General features: G+C 60.2%; 17 protein-coding genes and 1 tRNA gene. 10 read left to right on the top strand and 8 right to left on the bottom strand.

Annotated features, from left to right (window positions below; genetic code table 11):
• Positions 1 to 116: 116 nt before the first annotated feature.
• A complete protein-coding gene (locus tag NMA52_RS11305; protein WP_254827773.1) occupies positions 117 to 521 on the bottom strand; it encodes a nuclear transport factor 2 family protein in 405 nt (134 codons plus the stop codon).
• A gap of 1357 nt (positions 522 to 1878) precedes the next feature.
• Between NMA52_RS11305 and NMA52_RS11300 the strand changes: the two genes are divergently transcribed.
• Both NMA52_RS11300 and NMA52_RS11295 read left to right on the top strand, forming a co-directional pair.
• A complete protein-coding gene (locus NMA52_RS11300; protein WP_254827772.1) occupies positions 1879 to 3024 on the top strand; it encodes a Gfo/Idh/MocA family protein in 1146 nt (381 codons plus the stop codon).
• A gap of 3 nt (positions 3025 to 3027) precedes the next feature.
• The gene (locus NMA52_RS11295; protein ID WP_254827771.1) at positions 3028 to 3660 is read left to right on the top strand and encodes a metallophosphoesterase family protein; all 633 of its coding nucleotides are present in this window, start codon (positions 3028 to 3030) and stop codon (positions 3658 to 3660) included.
• Positions 3661 to 3668: 8 nt separating this feature from the next.
• Here the strand turns inward: NMA52_RS11295 and NMA52_RS11290 are convergent, their stop codons facing one another.
• Positions 3669 to 5027: a pyridoxal-phosphate dependent enzyme gene (locus NMA52_RS11290; protein WP_254827770.1), complete on the bottom strand. Its 1359-nt coding sequence runs from the start codon at positions 5025 to 5027 to the stop codon at positions 3669 to 3671.
• A gap of 75 nt (positions 5028 to 5102) precedes the next feature.
• On the bottom strand, positions 5103 to 6602 hold the full coding sequence (locus NMA52_RS11285; RefSeq protein WP_254827769.1) for a hypothetical protein: 1500 nt from the start codon (positions 6600 to 6602) through the stop codon (positions 5103 to 5105).
• A 54-nt stretch (positions 6603 to 6656) separates the two neighbouring features.
• On the opposite strand from NMA52_RS11285, the gene folP reads away from it, so the two are divergent.
• The 3 genes from folP to NMA52_RS11270 all read left to right on the top strand — a co-directional run bounded on the left by folP (position 6657) and on the right by NMA52_RS11270 (position 10731).
• Positions 6657 to 7523: a dihydropteroate synthase gene (gene folP / locus NMA52_RS11280; protein WP_254827768.1), complete on the top strand. Its 867-nt coding sequence runs from the start codon at positions 6657 to 6659 to the stop codon at positions 7521 to 7523.
• A 511-nt stretch (positions 7524 to 8034) separates the two neighbouring features.
• Positions 8035 to 9216, top strand: coding sequence for a DUF4230 domain-containing protein (locus tag NMA52_RS11275; RefSeq protein ID WP_254827767.1), 1182 nt, complete (start codon positions 8035 to 8037; stop codon positions 9214 to 9216).
• Between the two features lie 774 nt (positions 9217 to 9990).
• Entirely contained in the window at positions 9991 to 10731 is a 741-nt protein-coding gene (locus tag NMA52_RS11270; RefSeq protein ID WP_254827766.1) for a phenylalanine 4-monooxygenase, read from the top strand.
• Positions 10732 to 10950: 219 nt separating this feature from the next.
• Here NMA52_RS11270 and NMA52_RS11265 read toward each other — a convergent pair.
• Positions 10951 to 11024, bottom strand: a tRNA-Arg gene (locus NMA52_RS11265).
• A 175-nt stretch (positions 11025 to 11199) separates the two neighbouring features.
• Between NMA52_RS11265 and NMA52_RS11260 the strand changes: the two genes are divergently transcribed.
• Positions 11200 to 12078, top strand: a complete 879-nt coding sequence (locus tag NMA52_RS11260) for an alpha/beta fold hydrolase (RefSeq protein WP_254827765.1) — start codon at positions 11200 to 11202, stop codon at positions 12076 to 12078.
• Here NMA52_RS11260 and NMA52_RS19000 read toward each other — a convergent pair.
• On the bottom strand, positions 12075 to 13352 hold the full coding sequence (locus NMA52_RS19000) for a replication-associated recombination protein A (RefSeq protein WP_305884745.1): 1278 nt from the start codon (positions 13350 to 13352) through the stop codon (positions 12075 to 12077). The genes NMA52_RS11260 and NMA52_RS19000 overlap by 4 nt on opposite strands.
• A gap of 119 nt (positions 13353 to 13471) precedes the next feature.
• Here NMA52_RS19000 and NMA52_RS11245 point away from each other — a divergent pair, with 119 nt between their 5' ends.
• The gene (locus NMA52_RS11245; RefSeq protein ID WP_254827764.1) at positions 13472 to 13999 is read left to right on the top strand and encodes a hypothetical protein; all 528 of its coding nucleotides are present in this window, start codon (positions 13472 to 13474) and stop codon (positions 13997 to 13999) included.
• Here the strand turns inward: NMA52_RS11245 and NMA52_RS11240 are convergent.
• Positions 13986 to 14453, bottom strand: a complete 468-nt coding sequence (locus tag NMA52_RS11240; protein ID WP_254827763.1) for a GNAT family N-acetyltransferase — start codon at positions 14451 to 14453, stop codon at positions 13986 to 13988. The genes NMA52_RS11245 and NMA52_RS11240 overlap by 14 nt on opposite strands.
• Positions 14454 to 14572: 119 nt before the next feature.
• Here NMA52_RS11240 and lpxB point away from each other — a divergent pair, with 119 nt between their 5' ends.
• The gene (gene lpxB, locus NMA52_RS11235) at positions 14573 to 15661 is read left to right on the top strand and encodes a lipid-A-disaccharide synthase (RefSeq protein ID WP_254827762.1); all 1089 of its coding nucleotides are present in this window, start codon (positions 14573 to 14575) and stop codon (positions 15659 to 15661) included.
• Here lpxB and NMA52_RS11230 read toward each other — a convergent pair.
• Together NMA52_RS11230 and NMA52_RS11225 are read right to left on the bottom strand one after the other, a co-directional pair.
• On the bottom strand, positions 15658 to 16077 hold the full coding sequence (locus NMA52_RS11230; protein WP_254827761.1) for a YqaE/Pmp3 family membrane protein: 420 nt from the start codon (positions 16075 to 16077) through the stop codon (positions 15658 to 15660). The two genes, lpxB and NMA52_RS11230, sit on opposite strands and share 4 nt — an antisense overlap.
• A gap of 95 nt (positions 16078 to 16172) precedes the next feature.
• A complete protein-coding gene (locus tag NMA52_RS11225; protein ID WP_254827760.1) occupies positions 16173 to 17030 on the bottom strand; it encodes a DUF6089 family protein in 858 nt (285 codons plus the stop codon).
• 262 nt (positions 17031 to 17292) lie between these two features.
• Between NMA52_RS11225 and NMA52_RS11220 the strand changes: the two genes are divergently transcribed.
• Together NMA52_RS11220 and murB are read left to right on the top strand one after the other, a co-directional pair.
• Positions 17293 to 19113, top strand: a complete 1821-nt coding sequence (locus NMA52_RS11220) for an ABC transporter ATP-binding protein (protein ID WP_254827759.1) — start codon at positions 17293 to 17295, stop codon at positions 19111 to 19113.
• On the top strand, positions 19110 to 20120 hold the full coding sequence (murB, locus tag NMA52_RS11215; RefSeq protein ID WP_254827758.1) for a UDP-N-acetylmuramate dehydrogenase: 1011 nt from the start codon (positions 19110 to 19112) through the stop codon (positions 20118 to 20120). Before NMA52_RS11220 ends, murB begins: the two co-directional genes overlap by 4 nt.
• Positions 20121 to 20126 lie beyond the last annotated feature (6 nt).

The raw sequence follows: 20126 nt of genomic DNA, 5'->3' as shown, positions 1-20126 counted from the left end.
CATCCTTCTATCCCCGCACACTCCACCGCGTTACGGCCCGGGAAATATTTAACGTCGGCCCGACCGATGCTCCCCCGTGAACTTAAGGCATCCCGCTTCCCCCCGGACCGGATACGTTACCGCAAAAACCGGACCTCGGTGATTAGTCCCTCCTCTACCAGGTAGATGGCAATGACTTCCGTGGGGTTTCCCCCCTTGCGGAAGACGACGCTTTCGTGGTCCAGGATCCGGTTGCCCATGACCGTCCGGCTGACCAGGCGGCAGTGCAGTTCGGGCATCTCCCGGAACATCCGGCCGTATCGTTCGCGCATGTTGTCCTTGCCTTCACCGACGAGCTCATCCGGAAAGGTGTAGATTTTGACGTCGTCGGCGTAGGCGCTCAGAAATCCCTCCAGGTCACCCGTGTTGTACGCGTCAAGCTGCGTCTGCACCGGCGTGACGGCCGCGTAAGGGTCGGCGGATGACTGGGCTACGGCAAAAAAGGGCAACAGGGCGAAAATCAGGACTACGGGTAACTGCACGGGATATCGTTTGGGTACCAAGATACACCGCTGTTGTGGTAGGCTATGGTTCCCGCGCGCCGCCGCCCGGCGTACTATCTGCTCAGCAGTATGCATATCTGGCCGCCGAGCAGGGCTCAATCCGTGAAAATAGGTGGCCATCCGTGGTGCTCTACCGTGTCCGCTCAGGCGGCGGGTGATTATGTAAACACTCGGGCCGCTCGGCGTGCAACGCCTCGACCTGTATCTGCGGTGCCCCGTCTCGGACCGGAGGCCACTCGACCTCAAAATTCTCGGCCCCTCGGCGTGCAATGCCTCGACCTATGATGTCTCGGACCAGAGGCCACTCGACCTGAACTCGTCGGTCTGCATCCGAAATAATTTGCTCCCGCGCGCCGCCGCTAGGCTTACGATCTGGTCAGCCGTGCACTTTGTTTTGCCGCCGGGTAAGGCTCAATCCGTGAATAATCGGTGGTCATCCGTGGTGCTCTACCGTGTCCGCTCAGCCGGCGGGTGACTACGTAAACACTCGGGCTGCTCGGCGTGCAACGCCTCGACCTGAATGTGCGGCGACCCATCTCGGACCAGAGGCCGCTCGACCTAAACTCGTCGGTCTGCATCCGAAATACTTTGCTCCCGCGCGCCGCCGCAAGGCTTACGATCTGGTCAGCCGTGCACTTTGTTTTGCCGCCGGGTAAGGCTCAATCCGTGAATAATCGGTGGCCATCCGTGGTGCCCCTTGTGTCCGTTCAGACGGCGGGTATGTAAAGACTCGAGCTGCACGGCGTGCAACGCCTCGACCTATGTCTGCGGTACCCCGTCTCGGACCGGAGGCCGCTCGACCTGCACTCTTCGAAATACTTCCCTCCCGCGCGCCGCCGCTAGGCTTACGACCTGGTCAGCCGTGCACTTTGTTTTGCCGCCGGGTAAGGCTCAATCCGTGAATAATCGGTGGCCATCCGTGGTGCCTCCTGTGTCCTATCAAGACGGCGGGTGATAATGCAAAGACTGTAGATGCTCGGCGTGCAACGCCTCGACCTGTATCTGCGGTGCCCCGTCTCGGACCGGAGGCCACTCGACCTTAAAATTATCGGCTGCTCGGCGTGCAACGCCTCGACCTGAATCTGCGGTGCCCCGTCTCGAACCAGAGGCCGCTCGACCTTGGAATTCCCGGCCCCTCGGCGTGCAACGCCTCGACCTGTGGTGTCTCGGACCGGAGCCGCTCGACCCACCGGAGCCATCCGCAGGTAGCGCAGTGGTAGGAACGCCTACTGCTCGCGACCGAACGACTGCGCGCCCGTAAATCCCCCGCACATTGTTGCGGTGCCGGCCCGGGGGTTTTCTATATTGGCGCCCCGTACACAACACCAAGCGAACTATGTATAACTCCATCACCGTGGCCGTCGCCGGCGCCGGATTCATCGGACCCGTTCACGTCGAAGGCCTCCGCCGCCTCGGCATTCACGTCAAGGGACTGCTCGGGAAGGACCTGGAAGAGTCTACCAGTGCCTGCAAGCAGCTGAACCTGGCCCACCCCTACGCCAACTTCGAAGAACTGCTGGCCGACGAGGAGATCGACGCCGTCCACCTGGCCGTCCCCAACGTGCTGCACTACCCGATGGTGAAGCAGGCCCTGGCCGCCGGCAAACACGTGATGTGCGAAAAGCCCCTGGCCATGACCTCGGAGCAGGGCGCCGAACTCGTCGAACTCGCCCGCAAGAGCAACCTGAAGACCGGGGTCAATTACAACCTACGCTTCTACCCCATCAACCTGGAGGTCCGCGACCGCCTGCGCGATTCCAACGACCGCATCTTTTCCGTCACGGGCAGCTACCAGCAGGACTGGCTCCTCTACGATACCGACTACAACTGGCGCGTACTCGCCGACCAGGGCGGAGCGCTGCGGGCGGTATCCGACATCGGCACCCACTGGCTCGACCTCGTCCACTTCCTCACCGGGCTGGAGGCCGAGGCGGTGCTGGCCGACCTGACTACGGTGCACCCCCAGCGTAAACGGCCGCTCGGAGAGGTGTCGAGCTTCACGAAGGATTCCGAAAAGGCACAGGCCACCGAATCCATCGACGTCACTACCGACGACTGCGCGAGCATCCTCTTCAAGTTTAAGGGCGGGGCCCGCGGGCAACTGTTCGTATCCCAGGTAAGCGCCGGCCACAAGAACCAACTCAAGTACGACATCGCCACCCAGGGGGCGGCCTACGAATGGAACAGTGAACGACCCAACGAACTCGCCATCGGTCGGCGCGGCGAGCTCAATCAGGTACTCATGAAGGATCCCGGTCTGATGACCGGCACGGCGGGCCGCTTCATTAACTACCCCGGCGGACACAACGAAGGCTTCCCCGACACCTTCAAGCAGTGCTTCCGCTCCTTCTACGACGCCGTGCTCGGCGATACGGCGGCTGGCGAAGAACTATACGCCACCTTCACCGACGGCCACCAGGAGCTCGTGCTCTGCGACGCCATTCTGAAGAGCAACGAGGAGCAGGGCTGGGTTTACCTCTAGCCGATGGCCCGTTACGCGATCTCCGACATTCACGGCTGCCCGCGCACCTTCAGCCGGTTGCTGGAACGCATCGGTCTGCGGACGTCCGACCAGTTGTTCCTACTCGGCGACTACATCGATCGGGGTCCCGATAGTTTCGGCGTGCTGCGCATGATCTGGAAGATGGTACACGACGGCTTCCCGGTCGTCTGTTTGCGCGGCAACCACGAACAGATGCTGCTGGATGCATTAGGCTCCGCCAATACGCCCTGGGACTACCGGCCCCACCGCCGCAATCGCGACGACGTGGAACGGTGGATCGATGCCCTCCCCTACTACTACGAGACGCCGGGCTACCTGCTGGTGCACGCCGGACTGAACTTCGGAGTCGACGACCCCCTCGGCGATACCGACAGCATGCTGTGGGCCCGCCACTGGGAAGACGAGATCGACCGCAACTGGCTTAGCGATCGGATCGTGCTGTACGGCCACACCCCGGCCACGCGCACGACCGTCGCCGAGAACGTGGTCCACATGCGGCGTACCGGGCGGGCGTGCATCGACTCGGGTTGCGCCATGTCGGTAGCGGGGATGGGCTACCTCACGGCCGTTAACCTCGACTCAGGGGAGGCGGTGTTCGAGAAACGCCGGGATTGAGTACCCGCCTAGATCGCCTGCAGAATGTCGTACTGAGCAATGAGGTGCTTGCGGCCGCTGCGGTCCGTGGCGACTACCGCGGGGTTCTCCTTAGTGATGTGCCTGCCCAGTTCGGACAGCGTCAGGTCGGTGCTCACCTCCGGAAAGGGTTTGCGCATGATCTCGCGCACGGGCCGTTCGGCGTGGTCGAGAGGATTGGCGAGCAGGTAATTGAGCACGTCGGTTTCGATGATGGAGCCGACGACTTCTTCGCCATTCATTACGGGCATCTGGCTGAATTCGTGCTCCTTCATGATCCGGAGGGCTTCGCGGACGCTGTCGTCGCGGTTCACGCCGGTGAGGGCGCCGTTTCCTTTCTGGCTGATGAGGTCGCGCACCCGGAGCTCACTGTCGAGGAAACCGCGGTCGCGCATCCAGTCGTCGTTGTAGATCTTGCCGATGTAGCGGCTGCCGTGGTCGTGGATAACCACCACGACCAGGTCGTCGGGTTTGAGTTCATCCCTTAGCTGGACCAGGCCGGCTACCGCACTGCCGGCGGAGTAGCCCAGCAGAAGCCCCTCCTCGCGGGCCAGGCGGCGGGCCATGACGGCTCCGTCCTTATCCGTCACCTTTTCGAAGCGGTCGATGACGTCGAAGTCGACGTTCTTCGGCAGGATGTCCTCCCCGATGCCCTCGGTGATGTAGGGGTAAATCTCCTTCTCGTCGAACTCCCCGGTTTCCTTATATTTCTTGAAGACCGAGCCGTAGGTGTCGATGCCCCACATTTGCACGTCGGGGTTCTGCTCCTTGAGGTACCTGCCCACGCCGCTGATGGTACCGCCGGTGCCGACGCCGATGACAACGTGGGTGACCCGGCCGTCGGTCTGCCGCCAGATCTCCGGACCGGTGCTTTCGTAGTGCGCCAGGCGATTGCTGAGGTTGTCGTACTGGTTGAACCAGAAGCTGTTAGGGATCTCCTGGCTGAGGCGCTCGGCCACCGAATAGTAACTGCGGGGATCGTCGGCCGCTACGTTAGTCGGGCATACGATCACTTCGGCGCCCATGGCCCGCAGGATGTCAAGCTTCTCCTTACTCTGTTTGTCGCTGGTGGTGAAGATGCAGCGGTACCCTTTCACGCAGGCGGCCAGGGCGAGTCCCATGCCGGTGTTGCCGCTGGTACATTCGATGATGGTGCCCCCGGGCCGCAGGCGACCGTCGGCTTCGGCGTCCTCGACCATCTTGAGGGCCATGCGGTCCTTGATGGAATGCCCGGGGTTGAAGGTTTCGACCTTCATGAGCACGCGGCAGGGTACTTCCCGGACGACCTTGTGGAGTTCGACCATGGGAGTATTGCCGATGGTTTCGAGGATGTTGTTTTTTATTTCCATAGCTTTTCATTACAGCGGTCCAACGGGGTGCCCCCGTCCAACCGGCACCCCCCGTCCAACGGGCTCGGCACCAACTTACCGTATTTCCAGAATTTCCACCTCCAAGCCCGATTCCCGGATAAAGGTGCGCGCCAGGAAATTGGCCGCCCCCTCGTCCGTCGTCGGGGCATCGATGTACAGCAGGTAGTCCGTCGCGGAAGCTTCCACGCAGTTGCCCGCCGCAACGGTAACCGTCGACCGGTACAGCCGGTTGAGCTCCAGTGCCCACTCCCGCGCCCGGACAAAGGTTTCGTAGCGCCCGAACACTAGCAAGAAGACCGGTTGGGTAAGCTGGTCCAGCGGTACGCAGTCGTAGTCGACGGTCACCACGCCGGTGGAATCGATGCGGTAGCGTTGCACGCGCCCGATGTCGGTTACTTCCGCGGCGCTGACGAGGGCCTCCTCCGGTACGTTTACGGTAGCCGCGGTGGGGGCGTCCGTGGTATCGGTGGTGCGGCGGTATTCCCCCTCCTCGACCTCGAGCGGCGGCGCGGGATCGGCGGCGGACTCCAGAAAGCCCAGGTCAGGTTCCGCATACTTTTTGCCCTCCTGCGCCAGGGGAGAATAGGTCGACTGGCGGTACAGGCCCGCCGTCAGGAACAGCAACGACGGTACGCCCACGAAGAACACCCATCCCCCCAGTCGGTAGTACCCCGGCCGCCGCCGAAGCCCGCCGGGAAAAAGGTTGCGGTACGTCCGGCGTAAACGTGCCCGCAGCAGTATCCCCCGCTTCCGCAGTTGGCGGCTGATTGCCGGACGGCCCGGGCGGGCGGGGAGTACGGCCGTGAGGGGTTCGTCGGGCGCGAGCGGGTCCATTACTTCGGGGGGCAGAGTGCGGGCTTCCTCCGCCCGGGCCAACCACTTCGGCAGGCGCAGACGGTTGCCGGAAAACTGATCGACCTGGCTGGGCGTAATGACGGTGCGGACTACCCGGTCGGCCTCCACGGCCAGCAGTCCGAATCCGTACTTAATGCACTGCCGCTCCAGCTCCCGGTAGCGTCGACGAGTACGGAAGGTGTCCGCGGCAAAGATCTCCACGTCGTAAGCGACCCACTGGGCGTCGGCGTAAAAGTGCTTGAACTGATCCACCGCGTAGATGTAGCGGTAGGTTCGGCGACGACGCAACAGCAGCCAGCAAGTCGCGAAAACGGCCGCCAGGATCGCCAGGATCACGAGGTACACCCGCGGCGAACCGTAGCGTTCCCAGAGGTTGTAGCCCGGTATCAGCGCGCCCGCCCACGCCAGCAGGGCACTCACGAGCAGTGTAAGGGTGAGGCTGTGGGCACCGATGCGCCAGTAATTCGTTTGGTACAGCACCTCTTCCCGGCGGTCTACGCTCGTGGCCTCCACCGTGGCGGTGAAGTAGCTTCGGTCCGGCTTTTGGTAGGCGAGGCGGGCGTCGATGAGTACGCCCTGGTAGTAGTGCGGCCTGTCCACGATGCGCGTGCCGCCGCCGGCGTACCGGGGCCGCAATTTGTAGTGGAAGCGCAGAAAATTGATGGCCAGGCCGCGGATCTGCTGTTCGGTATAGGGCATCGGTTAGCAAAAGTCGCACATATTGCGGTAATTCGCGCATAACTTGCTCTCACTTTGTCCTTCCAGCCCTTCTCCCTCAATTGCAACGGTCGCCTGCTTACGGTTGAGCGCCCGCTGGTTATGGGGATCCTGAACGCCACGTCCGACAGTTTTCACGAGCAAAGTCGGACCGACGTTCAACGCGTGGGCGGGGACGCAGGAGCTATGTGGGAAGCGGGAGCAAAAATCATTGACATCGGCGGCATGTCCTCCCGACCGGGCGCCGAGCTCATCGGGGCCGCGGAAGAGATGGACCGGGTCATTCCCGTCATCGAAGCAGCTCGCGAGGCCGCCCCCGACGCGGTGATCAGCTGCGATACGGTGTACGCCGCTACCGCTCGCGCGGCGGTTGCCGCCGGCGCCGGCATCATTAACGACATTAGTGCCGGACGTTTTGATCCGGAACTGCTGCCGGCCGTTGCCGATCTGCGGGTACCCTACGTGCTCACGCACATGCCCGTCGGTGCCACCCCCGCTACCATGCAGGACAAGACCAAGGACTACGGCGATCGGGTGGTCACCCACGTGTGGGATTTTTTGGCGGAACGGGTCATCGCCATCCGTCGCGGTGGCGTTCACGACATTCTCATCGATCCCGGCTTCGGCTTCGGGAAGTCCCTGAAACAGAATTACGAGTTGCTGCGTAACCTGCACGCCTTTCGCCACGTCGGCGCACCCGTTGTCGCCGGGATAAGTCGCAAGGGCATGATCTACAAACCCCTGAAGATCACCCCCCAGGACAGCCTGCCTGCCACGACCGCCCTTCACCTGTATGCTCTGCAGCAGGGAGCCTCCGTGTTACGCGCACACGACGTGCGGGAGGCCGTGGAGGCCGTCAAGCTCTGGCGACTGCTCGACGAGGCCCGCCTGGTGGGGGAATAGCGGCCTCCGGTCCGGATATAGGTCGAGGCGTTGCACGCCGAGCAGAAACAATAGGTCGAGTGGCCTCCGGTCCGAGCCATCACAGGTCGAGGCGTTATACGCCGAGCAGGCAATAGGTCGCGTGGCCTCCGGTCCGAGACAAGTTCACCACGGATGGGCACGGATCAAACACGGATTTTGCTACCGCACGACTCAGGTCGAGGCGTTGCACGCCGAGCAGAATCAACAGGTCGAGTGGCCTCCGGTCCGAGACAAATTCACCACGAATGGGCACGGATCAAACACGGATTTTGCTACCGCACGACTCAGGTCGAGGCGTTGCACGCCGAGCAGGAATAATAGGTCGAGCGGCCTCCGGTCCGAGCCGCATAGATTCCCTCCCGAAAATCGGCTTTCAGTCCGCGGCATTTACTCCGCCTCCGGATCACGGCACCTACCGCACGGTACCCCCTCACCAACTTTGGGTCACGCACCCGTGTTTCCTCCACACCCGTCAGTTATTCCCCCCCTTATGTCCCAAGCCAACTACCCGGAAAAAAAAGGAATCGGCACCGCGCAGATCATCATTGTCGTTGCCATTCTCGGGATCTTGGGTGTCCTTGGATACAAAGCGTTACGGAATACTCCCGGCAGCTTTCTGGCCGGACCGGCGGAATACGAACTGCAGTACCGTCCGGCGGATTTCAATTTCAATATCGACACCGAGACCGCGCTGGCCGTACTACAGAACCCGCGACGGTACCGGCGTGAATTCGACCAGCTGGTCTACGACATCAACACGGATATACTGGCGCACGTGAGTAATCGCCTCGGACTCAACGACAGCCTCCGCCAGGAGGTCATCCAGGAATACGAGCGCCAGCACCCCCAGCTTACCGAACTCTACTACCAGGATTTTATGCGCTTGCGGGATACCAGTGCCGCCCTGTACGAAACCTGGTATGATGAGGGCGGACAAAAGGTCACCGAAATTTTTGAGGAGGTCGCCAGCAATTACACCTGTTTCATGCTGAACAAGGTACTGGCCGCCGTGATCCGCACCCGCAACGGCAACATACTGGCGAAGGGAGCCGATGTACAAAATCCTTGCTCCATCGCGATGGGGGAAGCCCTCCGCCCCCTGGTGGCCCGCATGCGCGAGCGGGCGGCGATCGAGGACTTCAGCCGTAGTAAGGGATTGTTCCAGGAAAAGGTCGAAAACGTGATCGGTGAGCTCGCCACCATCGAGATTCGGGACAAGAAGGGCATCAACAAAAATCTTCAGACCACAATCTGGGGGATGAACGTCTCCGAGACCGATGTCGAAATCACCGCCCTCTCCATTCTGAAAGTAGGCTTTCGGCTTACCGACTACTTCGATCTGCGGCTTGATGAACAGAATAAGTCTGTCCACATCACCCTCCCCGAACCCGTCATCCTCAGCCATGAGGTGTTACCGAAAGTGGAGAAGCTTGACATCGGATGGCTCCGGGAAGTCAAGGGCGCCAACATCAACGAGGGAGTGAACGCCCTCCGCGAAAGCTTCCGCCAGGACGCCCTGGAAAGCGACGTCATGTCCCGCGCCAAGACCCAGGCGACCGACCTGATGGATACGATGTTCGGCCCCCTCATCAGCAACATCGGACCTCAGTATAAACTCGTAGTCACCTTTCGCGAATCGCCTACGCGGACGACGCAGGGAACGCTGGGGTAGGCAAATTTTAAATTGGAAATTTCTAATTGCAAATTTAGCTGCCGCAGTTAATTGCTCGCTGCGCTCGTGGGGTGGACGGTGTCGCGGTGAGATCACAGAGGAGGATCTGTGTCGTAGGTGGATTTACCATGTACCGTTTACGATGTACCATGTACCATTTGGCTGCCGCAGTTAATTGCTCGCTGCGCTCGCGGGGTGGACGGTGTCGCGGTAAGATCACAAAGGAGCATCTGTGTCGTAGGTGGATTTACCATGTACCGTTTACGATGTACCATGTACCATTTGGCTGCCGCAGGTGACTTCTCGCTGCGCTCGTGGGCGAGAACCGAGGCTTAAAGTACTCCGTGGTTGAATATATGGAGGCGGACCGTTTTACCACGTACCGTTTAGCTGCCACTACTGCTTGTTCGCTGTGCTCGTGGCGTGTGGGTTGAGGATGACCATGAGCTATTTGCGTTGGTCGGTGTGCACTGCATCAGACACTAGGAGGCTGCCGCGTTTGTCTATTCACCGTGCTCATTCTCCGGAGCCCAGCTTCCTGACGGTGCACCATAGTCGGAAGCGGATGGGCACCCGTACCACACTACCTACTACCATACTACCCTGTACCATACTACCTACCTACCATACTACCCCGTACCACACTACCTACTACCACACTACCCCGTACCACACTACCACCCACCCCTCCACCAAATTCCACCACCATATCCAACCTTTCCCGTATCTTCACAGTTGCACAGACAACCATTGCCCTAACAAACTGCACCAGCCATGTCAGCCACCACGTCCGAGGCTTCCGTTCAGAAGTACGATGCTTATACCTCCACCGATTACCGCATCTGGCGATTGCTCACCCAACGGCAAATGGAGGCTCTCAAGCCCCGCGCCTGCAGCGAGTATTTACACTGTTTACGCGAGCTGTTTCCCATTCTTTCCCCCGATCATCCGCCCCGTTTCACCGATCTGAACCGGGCTTTGCGCAATGCTCACGGCTGGTCCATTGAAGTCGTGAAGGGATTTTTGCCGGTAGACGAGTTTTTCGGCTTGCTGTCCCGTCGTCGCTTCTGCTCCAGCACCTGGCTGCGTCGGGAGGATCAACTGGACTACCTGGAAGAACCCGATATGTTTCACGACATCTTCGGCCACATTCCGCTGTACCTAAACCAGGATTACGCGGACTTTGCCCAAAAACTCGGTGCACTAGGGGTGAAGTACGCCGGCGACGAGGAAAAGATTACCCAGCTCCAGCGTCTGTACTGGTTCACGATCGAGTTCGGTGTGATCCGCCAGCACGGTGAACTGAAGGTCTACGGTGCCGGCATCTGTAGCAGTCCCCAGGAAACCAAGCACGTCTACGAAAATAACGCGGTCGTGGTAAAGGATTTCGACCTGGACGAAGTCATGCAGCAGACCTTCGTAATCGACAAGGTGCAAATGCTGTACTTCGCCATCAACGATTTCGCCCAACTGTACACCGCGGTCGATACCCTGGAGGAGAGATGGGGAGCGTGAATAGGGTGTTAGTAATTTAGTCTGTTAGTAATTTAGGCTGTTAGTACTTTAGTCGGGTAGCTAATAGGGTGTTAGTCTATTAGGCTTTTAGTACGGTACTCGAATGGATCGTGATCAATACATTCCGAAATACTAACAGCCTACCGTACTAACTGACTAATGGCCTAAACTACTAACCACCTAAAAGACCAACTGCCTAACCGCTCCCCCACACCCTAGTGCCCCGTAAAGGATTCGAACCTTTGACCTGAAATTTAGAAGATTCCTGCTCTATCCAACTGAGCTAACGGAGCTTAACGGCGCGAAATTAGGGTAATCCGGTGAGATCACCAAGGAAGGGATTGGCAGACCCGAAATCATAAAATATCCTTAAAGACGCTCCTTTCCCAATATTATACCGGCGAACGACCTCTCCGGGGCAACCGAAGCGCGTAAATTTACGTATTCTAAGTACACCCCGCCCCTAAAATGCTGCTGAGAAAAAAGAGATCGTATCTGCTGTTTGCCGTCCTGTTGTTCCTCGCTTACGCGACCTACCGCCTGGAGCCCTACGTGACGATTCAGATGGACGACGATCAGCTCAGTGCCACCATGAAGAGCGCCCGGCTCGACGCGGAAATCGGCTACCAGGAAGGCACCACCCGCCGGCTCCGGTATCTGCAGATCGGCCAGGATACCTCTAAACCTCTCCTCGTATTTATTCACGGTGCGCCATCTTCCAGCGCTTGGTGGCTCAGCATGATGCGCGACAGTTCGCTGCGCAGTGAGGCTAATCTGCTGGCCATTGATCGACCGGGATACGGGGGCAGCGGACTCGGGGCGCCAATGACGTCGGTGCAGGAGCAGGCAGAGAACGTAGCCGCGGTGATCAGTTCCCGCCGCCACCCCGGGCAGAAGATCGTGGTTCACGGAAGCAGCTACGGCGGCACAGTGAGCGCCCGGCTCGCTATGGACTTTCCGAACCTCGTCGACGGGCTACTGCTGCAATCCGCCAGTATGGCCCCGAAGGAAGAGTATACCTACTGGATCACTTACCCCACCAGCCACCGGTTCCTGTCCTGGCTCCTCCCCAGCGGCATTCACTCCGCCAATCACGAAAAACTAGCCCACGAAGCCGAACTGCGCGATATGGCCAACGAATGGGCTAACATCGACGCCAATACCGTCATCCTGCACGGCACCGACGACTGGCTCATCTACCCACGCAACGCTTACTACGCTTGCGATCGGCTGACCAACGCTCCTACCCTCGTCCACCACATGGTCAAAGGCAAGCAACACGATCTGCTGTACACCGCCCCAAAATTGCTCAAGCAATACCTTCACTATCTACTCGCCGAAGCCTAGCGGTCATACGTATCGCCCCACAGTCGCTTCATCCGTTCGGCGATGCCCTTTTCGGTCGGACTGTTATCCTGCGGCCTGAAGAAAGCGGTACCGCGTAGTTCTTCAGGCAGGTATTCCTGCCGTGCGAAATTGCCGGGATTGTCGTGACTGTAGTTGTAGTTCTTACCGTAGTCGAGCTGCTTCATCAACTTCGTAGGTGCGTTGCGCAGGTGCAAGGGTACGGGGAGTGTTCCGGTGTTTCTTACTGCCTGCTGCGCCGCACCGATGGCCTGGTAACTGCTGTTCGATTTCGGACTGGTGGCCAGATAAATGGTCGCCTGGCTCAGAATGATGCGCGCTTCCGGGTAGCCCACCATCTGTGCGGCCTGGGCGGCGGTGGTCGCCATAAGAAGAGCATTGGGGTTCGCCAGGCCGATGTCCTCGCTGGCCGCGATCACTAGCCGGCGGGCGATGAACTTCAGGTCTTCCCCGCCCTCGATCATGCGGGCGAGCCAGTATACCGCGCCGTTGGGATCGCTGCCCCGGATGCTTTTGATCAGTGCCGAAGCAATGTCGTAGTGCTGTTCGCCGGTTTTGTCGTACCGACTCAGATTCTCCTGCACTCTTGCCGTAATGTACTCCCGGTCAAGTACGACGGCCCGCCCGTCGGCCGCCTCGTGGGTGACCAGCTCCAGGACATTGTAGAGCCGGCGACCGTCTCCGCCCGAGTAGCGGATCAGGGTGTCGTAATCCGCGACCGTCACGTCCATTTTGCTCAGATACTCGTCTTCGGCAAGGGCCCGATCCACCATACCGGTGAGCTCCTCACGGCCCAGGGGTTCGAGGACGTACACCTGGCAGCGGGACAGAAGGGCCGGAATAACTTCGAAGCTGGGATTTTCGGTCGTGGCGCCAATCAACGTAACGGTACCCGCCTCGACGGCTCCGAGCAGACTGTCCTGCTGCGATTTGCTGAAACGGTGAATCTCATCGATGAAGAGGATCGGCGAAGCGGAGGCGAAGAACTTACCCCGTTTGGCCTTGTCGATCGTCTCCCGTACATCCTTCACCCCGCTGTTGATTGCCGACAGCATGTAAAAGGGTACCTCCAATTGGCCGGCTACGATTCGTGCCAGGGTGGTCTTCCCTACCCCCGGCGGACCCCACAGAATGAAGCTCGGCAGACGACCGGTTTCGATCGCCCGGCGGAGTACGGCCCCCTTACCTACTAAATGGGCTTGCCCGACGTAGTTATCGAGGGAGGTGGGGCGCATTCGTTCGGCAAGGGGCTGCATAAATGGTACTTCAGGGTTCGGTCCGCAAAGTTACTTCAACGCCGCTCGTCCACTCCGGCTTCCCCCGAGGCAGCTTACATTAGAGGCTCCATCCCACCGTGCCAAATTTACCCTTCCCCATGCGTCGCCGTGTTTTGTTGTGCTGGCTAATCCTCCTCAGCGTCGGTCTCGTGGGCCAATCCGGTGACAACCGGCCCGCCGAACTTCCTCCGGGATCGGTAACTATGGAAGACGGTTACGCGGACAACGCCGATAACCGCCTGCTGACGGCCGTCTACCGGACCATCAATTACCCCCGGGAAGCCAGGGACTACGGGGTTACCGGTACGGTCCTGGCTATAGCCACCATCGATAGCCTGGGGCAATTAACGGTAACCGATACGCAGTTTCGGACTCCGAAGCAGATGGACGATCAACCCATTCGCGTACGCGAGACCGACCTGATCAGGGTAGTGGGCTACTCGACCGGGGGAAACTCCCTGATCGTGGGAAAAATTCACCCGAAACGCGTGGCCAGAGGGGGAGCCGCTTTATGCAAGGAGGTTGCCCGAACCCTCTCTTCGCTTCCCACGTTTACGCCCGCCCTCCGGGAGGGTTCGGCGGTACCGGAGCGGATCGTCAAAGTGATTGTTTTCAGTTTGGAGTAAGCTCCACGGTTCGGATCATGGCCCGGTGCGGAATCCCGTCTTCATCGTAGATATCGCCGACGCCTACGTAGCCCAGGCTAGCGTAGAATTTCTGTAAGTGAGCCTGGGCACTGATCTTGATGCTCTGCGGTCCGAAAGCATGGTAAAGGACCTCCCGGGAGTACTCCATCAACGGGCGCCCGAGTCCCGCTCCCCGGGCGAAGGAGGCCGTCAGCACCCGTCCGATACTGGCGTAATCCGCGTAGGAAACGCCCCGGTCCAGGACCCGCGTGTAGGCCGCCAACCTGCCGTCAATGGTACCGACTACGTGCAGCGCCGCCTGGTCCTTACCGTCCGCGTCCAGATAATAACAGGTTTGCTCCACCACGAACACTTCCTGACGGACGGCCAGAATTTCGTACAGGAGATGGACGTCAAGTTGATCGAATGTATAGGCATTCCAGGCTACGGACACGGCGGTGAATTTCCTGCGAAGTAACGACGCCCCCACCAAACCCGGCTCCGCTATATTTGCGTGCACGCCGCTCCCGCGGCCCCGCCCCCTGACTGCCTGACCACTTAACCCCGCTTGCCTTGCGCTACTACCTTATTGCCGGCGAAGCCTCCGGAGACCTTCACGGCGCGAAATTGGTCGAGGCCCTTTTGGAACGTGACCCCGCGGCGGAAATCCGGGCCTGGGGCGGCGATCTGATGCGCGCGGCCGGCGCCGACGTGGTCAAGCACTACCGCGAACTCGCGTTCATGGGGTTCGTGGAAGTCGTGATGAATTTGCGGACCATCCTCGGGAATCTGAAGCAATGCCAACAAGACATCGAGGACTTTGCTCCCGATCGGTTAGTGCTGGTCGACTATCCCGGATTTAATCTCCGCATCGCCAAGTGGGCCAAACCCCGGGGCATCGACGTGACCTACTACATCAGCCCCCAGATCTGGGCCTGGCACACCAGCCGCGTCTACCAGGTGAAGGCCAACGTAGACCGCATGCTGGTGATCTTACCCTTCGAGCGGGACTTTTACGCGAAGTACGGCGTAGAGGCCACCTTCGTGGGCCACCCTCTGCTCGATGTGGTGCAGGAAGCCGGGCCCACTAAGGAGGGTACGCACGTAGCCATTCTCCCCGGTTCACGCCGACAGGAAATCTCGCGGAGTCTGCCCGTTATGCTTGCCGCGGCCGCCCGCCTGCCGGAGCACGAATACGTGATCGCCGGTGCCCCGGGCCAGGACCCGGTCGTGTACGAGGAGCTGATCGCCGCGAGCACCCGCCCGCCCCGGCTTAAAGTCGTAAGCGGAGCAACTTACGAGGTGCTGCGCGGAGCCCGGGCGGCCATGGTGACGAGTGGAACCGCCACGCTGGAAACGGCGCTGTTCGGCGTCCCCCAGGTCGTGTGTTACCGGGGTAACCCGCTGAATTACTGGCTGGCCCGGAGGTTAGTCGCCAAACGGATCAAGTATATATCCCTGGTCAACCTGGTCATGGATGCGCCCGTAGTGCCGGAGTTGATCCAGGACGATTTCAACGAAGAAACCCTGGCCGGTGCCCTGAAAAATACAATTGCCGGCCCCGAACGGGACCGGCAACTGAAGGATTTAGCAACTCTGCGCCGCAAACTGGGCGCGGGGGGCGCGGCCCGTCGGGCCGCCGCCGAGATCGTCAGTGACTAGGCGTTGCCGAAAATGACGAGCAGCGCGTAGATCAGACCGGGCAGGTAGAACAAGAGGGTCAGGAGCAGCGCGATCCAGAATTTGGAAGTCAGTTCGCCTTCGTACAGCAATACGCCCAGGGGGGGAAGCAGGATGGTCACGAGTACCAACAGCAGGGTGTTGGTGTCGGCGTCGCGGTAGTCTTCGATCGCCTTTTTGACGGCCTTACGTTGCTCGCGCTTAAGTTCGCGACGTTCCTTGCCGGACATTTCCTTGAGCGACTCGCGGTATTCGCGGGCGGCTTCGAGAGCGGCGGCTTCGGTGGTAGCGGTTTCGGAAGCGGGGGTTACTGATGCGGGAACGACGATGGCGGCGTGGGTGCTGCCAAAGACGAGAAAGACCAGTATAAACGACAGGGTAAAAGTACGTGTGCTCATGCGGGAGGAGTGTTGTAGATCGGCAATATTGCCACCTGACCTAACCGCATTTCGCCCCCGAGGTTTGTTGATCGTACCGAAGGTTTTTCCCGTACCTAAAAGGAGTAACAGCCGCTGCCGCCATTTCCCCACCCACCCAGCCGGATGCCCAGCGTCAGGTTGATCAGGAAGTAGAAGTCGTCCGAGGCTCCCCCACGGACATAACTAAAATCGGCGGGGGCCTCCGCCGGATCGAGGGCGGGATTCGAAAAGAATGCTCCCCGGGTGGTGGTATTCTGCAGTACATCCTGGTACACGAGCCGCCGACCGGTGACGTCGTCGAGGTAGTCGGTGTTGGTAATGCGGCCGCTGACTTCGCCGCCGATGACGAAGCGCTCGCCGAGCTTGGCGCGCACACCGCCCCCCAGGTGGTAAGTGGTGATGGACAGTTCGTAGGGCGCCGGATCGTACTGTCCGGTAAGGATACCCTGTCCCTCCGTTTTCAGGGGCTGCAATTCGTAGTACACGCCATCGACCTCCCCCTCCGGATTAAAGGTGGTACGTCCGATACCGGCCATCACGTAGGGAGCCACGAAACGATCGTCCGGATCGCCGAGATAGAAAAGGTCGAACTCGGCGGCCAGGCTATACTCCCGGATCTTGGAGCGGAAGTTTCGGGAAATGTCTACCCGTTGTCCGTTACCGCTGTCCACGCTGGTGGTCCGTTCGGCCGCGATGTTACCGAATACGCCGTTCAGGCGCAGGCCGATGCGGTTGACCGGTCGGTACCGTAGATAAACACCCCCGAAGGTGTTCCAGTCGTTAAGAAATTTGATGCCGGGGTCGCTGAGGTCGCCGTTGTACGGCATATCGCCCGCCATGGCTCCCAACTCGAAGTAGCTCTGGCCGGTAGCCACCGGAGAGAACAGAACGGCGAAGGCCAGGATAAAACAGGATAGAGTCGGTCCTTTCATCACATTTGGTTGGTACACGATGGGTAAAAAGCGGCACACGACTTAAACTGAAATTAGCGGGTAAAATTGTTGGCTCGGGGGTTCTCAAAATCGTTCCGGTGTACACACGTTTGCCAAAAGACAATTCTGGAGAAACCGGCCTGGGGTGAATCGCCTACGTCGCTGCCGGAAATTCAGTGTTATTACCTCCTTTGATCACAGTAAGTTCAAAAAAGGTCCGCGATATGATCTTTTGCGGCCTAAAGCGTTTCCTTTGTCAGTCATGGCAGTAAGTACACCTCATCCGGCGGAAGATAAGCCCCGCATTACCGGCGACCGCCTGCGGCGTTCGATGCGCATCTTCGACTACGTATGGCGCTACCGCTGGTTGTTTTTGCTGAGCTTCGTCATCCTCAGCATCAGCTCGCTGGTCTTTCTGGTCGTGTTGCAATTGCCGGGGGAGGCCCTCAACGTGTATAACGGCGACGGTAAGTACGGCCTCACCGTCAACCAGGTATTTTTACTGCTGGCGGTGCTGCTCGTCCTGCAGGCGCCCCTCAGTTTCTGGCGCGTTCGCATTCAGGCCGTGGTGAGCGAGCGGGCCATGGCGGCTCTGCGCAAGGATCTGTTCGCCAAGATCCTCCACCTCAACATTCCTTTTTTCGAGCGCAGCCGGGTCGGTGAGCTCACGAGCCGCATCACGAACGACATTACCCAGATTCAGGGGGTCTTCAGCCTCACGCTTACGGAATTCGCCCGGCAGATCATCATCCTGCTCGGCGCCACGATCTTCATTCTGTTCACGATGTTCCGGCTGGCGCTGGTCAGCCTTATCGTCTTTCCCGTGGTGGTGATCGCGGCCATGTTCTTCGGCCGCTACGTGCGCAAGATGACGAAGGCACGCCAGGAAAAACTCGCGGAATCCAACGTCATCGTGGAGGAAACCCTGCAGAGTATCTCGACCGTCAAGGCCTACACCAACGAGGCGTTCGAACTGGACCGCTACGCCCGCAGCATCGACGAGTCGGTCGACATCAGCATCCGTACCGCCAATGCGCGGGGACTATTCTCGGCCTTCATGGTCAGCGTGATGTTCGGCGCCTTGTTCTTCATCATCTACCGGGCCATCCTACTCGTACAGGCCGGTGACCTGCCGGTAGGTGATCTGTTCTCCTTCATTGTATTTACCGCCATTATCGGCGGCTCGGTGGCGAGCCTCGGCACTTTTTACAGTGAGATCGTCGCCGCCCTCGGCGCTTCGGACCGGGTGGTCGATATTTTGGAAAGCGAGGAATACGAGGGGGCGGGAACGCAGGAGCCAACCGAATCGGCGAAAAAAGCCATCCTGCCGGGCATCTTTGCCGGTGCCATCAGCTACAACGACGTCACCTTTTCCTACCCCACCCGGCCGGACGTGACCGTGCTGAAGGGCATCGACCTGCACGTCGCTCCCGGGGAAAAAGTGGCCCTGGTCGGAGCCAGCGGCAGCGGTAAATCCACGATCGTGAAACTACTGCTGCGGTTTTATCCGGTCACGCGGGGTACCATTGCCATCGACGGACAGTCCATCGACGCCTTCGAGCTGGAGGCCTACCGCGACCAACTGGCCCTCGTCCCCCAGGAAGTGTTACTCTTCGGCGGCACGATCCGGGAAAATATCACCTACGGAAAGCTGGACGCCAGCGAGGAACAGGTACGGGAGGCCGCCCGCCAGGCCAATGCCCTGGAATTCATCGACGGCTTCCCCGAGGGAATGGAAACCGTAGTCGGCGACCGGGGCATTCAGCTCAGTGGCGGGCAGCGGCAGCGGATCGCGATCGCCCGCGCCATCCTCAAGGACCCGAAGGTGCTGCTGCTCGACGAAGCCACCAGCAGCCTGGACGCGGAAAGCGAACGGGTGGTGCAGGAGGCGCTGGACAACCTGATGCACGGCCGCACCAGCATCATCATTGCCCACCGGCTGGCAACCATTCGCGACGTCGACCGCATTTACGTGATCGAGAACGGCAGCATTGTAGAGTCGGGAACCCACGCCGAACTCAGCACCCGCCCCCACGGCGCGTACTCCGCCCTGGCCCGGCTGCAATTTGACCTGGCCCAATGATCCGGGAACACGTTCGCCTCGATCGCTTCAATACCTTCGGGCTGCCGGCCGTCGCCGAGCGCTACCTGCCCCTACGCCACCCGGAGCAGCTATCCGGTTCCGCATTCGAGCGCGCGCCCGACCTCGTGCTCGGTGGTGGTAGCAATCTGCTGCTGATGGAGGAGATCCCGGGGCTCACCGTGCACGTGCTGCTCAGCGGCATCGAATGGACCGACGGGCGGGGTCGCTTCCGGGTTGCGGCCGGCACCGACTGGAACCAGTTCGTGCGCTACACCCTCGAAGCCGGATTCCCGGGGATGGAAAACCTGATCCTCATTCCCGGCACCGTCGGAGCTTCGCCGGTGCAGAACATCGGAGCCTACGGGGCCGAAGTCAGCGAATTCATCACGGCCGTCCACGCCTGGGAGTACGGCCGGGGCCCGGTGACGCTCTCCCCCGCCGACTGCAATTTCGGTTACCGCGACAGCCGCTTCAAACACGAACCGGGTCGTTACCTCATTACCTCGGTCGAGTTCGATCTCAGCGAACGCCGGCCCCTCAAGCTCGCGTACGGTGCCATCGGCAGCGAACTGGAACGACGGGGCATATCCGACCCTACCCCCGCCGACGTTGCCAACGCCGTCACCCACATCCGCCGCAGCAAGCTGCCCGACTGGTTCTTCCTAGGCAATAGCGGGAGCTTTTTCAAGAACCCGGTGGTCGATCGGGCGGACTACGAAAGACTGGCGGCGGACCATCCCGATATGCCGAGCTATCCCATCGACGATGAATCGGTGAAGCTGCCCGCCGGTTGGCTGATCGACCGGGCGGGCCTGCGGGGAACCGGCACCGAACGGGTCGGATCCTACGATAAACAGGCGCTGGTGCTCGTCAATCGGGGTCAGGCCCGCGGCACCGACGTACTGGCGTTTAGCGAAGACGTCCGGCAGATCGTGCACCGAAAATTTGGCGTCTGCCTGGAACCGGAGGTCCGCCAGGTACCCGCTCCGACCGGACAAGTCGGATAGCGCGAC

Origin of the sequence: Lewinella sp. JB7 (assembly GCF_024297185.1) — a bacterium.
In the GTDB taxonomy this organism is placed as follows: domain Bacteria; phylum Bacteroidota; class Bacteroidia; order Chitinophagales; family Saprospiraceae; genus Neolewinella.
This window is presented reverse-complemented; position numbering and strand designations above follow the sequence as displayed.

Excerpts from the sequence above, each read along its gene's own strand:
- NMA52_RS11300 (WP_254827772.1), top strand. The coding sequence starts at position 1,879 with ATGTATAACTCCATCACCGTGGCCGTCGCCGGCGCCGGATTCATCGGA.
- NMA52_RS11295 (WP_254827771.1), top strand. The coding sequence starts at position 3,028 with ATGGCCCGTTACGCGATCTCCGACATTCACGGCTGCCCGCGCACCTTC.
- NMA52_RS11290 (WP_254827770.1), bottom strand. The coding sequence starts at position 5,027 with ATGGAAATAAAAAACAACATCCTCGAAACCATCGGCAATACTCCCATG.
- NMA52_RS11285 (WP_254827769.1), bottom strand. The coding sequence starts at position 6,602 with ATGCCCTATACCGAACAGCAGATCCGCGGCCTGGCCATCAATTTTCTG.
- NMA52_RS11275 (WP_254827767.1), top strand. The coding sequence starts at position 8,035 with ATGTCCCAAGCCAACTACCCGGAAAAAAAAGGAATCGGCACCGCGCAG.
- NMA52_RS11270 (WP_254827766.1), top strand. The coding sequence starts at position 9,991 with ATGTCAGCCACCACGTCCGAGGCTTCCGTTCAGAAGTACGATGCTTAT.
- NMA52_RS11260 (WP_254827765.1), top strand. The coding sequence starts at position 11,200 with ATGCTGCTGAGAAAAAAGAGATCGTATCTGCTGTTTGCCGTCCTGTTG.
- NMA52_RS19000 (WP_305884745.1), bottom strand. The coding sequence starts at position 13,352 with ATGCAGCCCCTTGCCGAACGAATGCGCCCCACCTCCCTCGATAACTAC.
- NMA52_RS11245 (WP_254827764.1), top strand. The coding sequence starts at position 13,472 with ATGCGTCGCCGTGTTTTGTTGTGCTGGCTAATCCTCCTCAGCGTCGGT.
- NMA52_RS11230 (WP_254827761.1), bottom strand. The coding sequence starts at position 16,077 with ATGAGCACACGTACTTTTACCCTGTCGTTTATACTGGTCTTTCTCGTC.
- NMA52_RS11225 (WP_254827760.1), bottom strand. The coding sequence starts at position 17,030 with ATGAAAGGACCGACTCTATCCTGTTTTATCCTGGCCTTCGCCGTTCTG.
- NMA52_RS11220 (WP_254827759.1), top strand. The coding sequence starts at position 17,293 with ATGGCAGTAAGTACACCTCATCCGGCGGAAGATAAGCCCCGCATTACC.
- murB (WP_254827758.1), top strand. The coding sequence starts at position 19,110 with ATGATCCGGGAACACGTTCGCCTCGATCGCTTCAATACCTTCGGGCTG.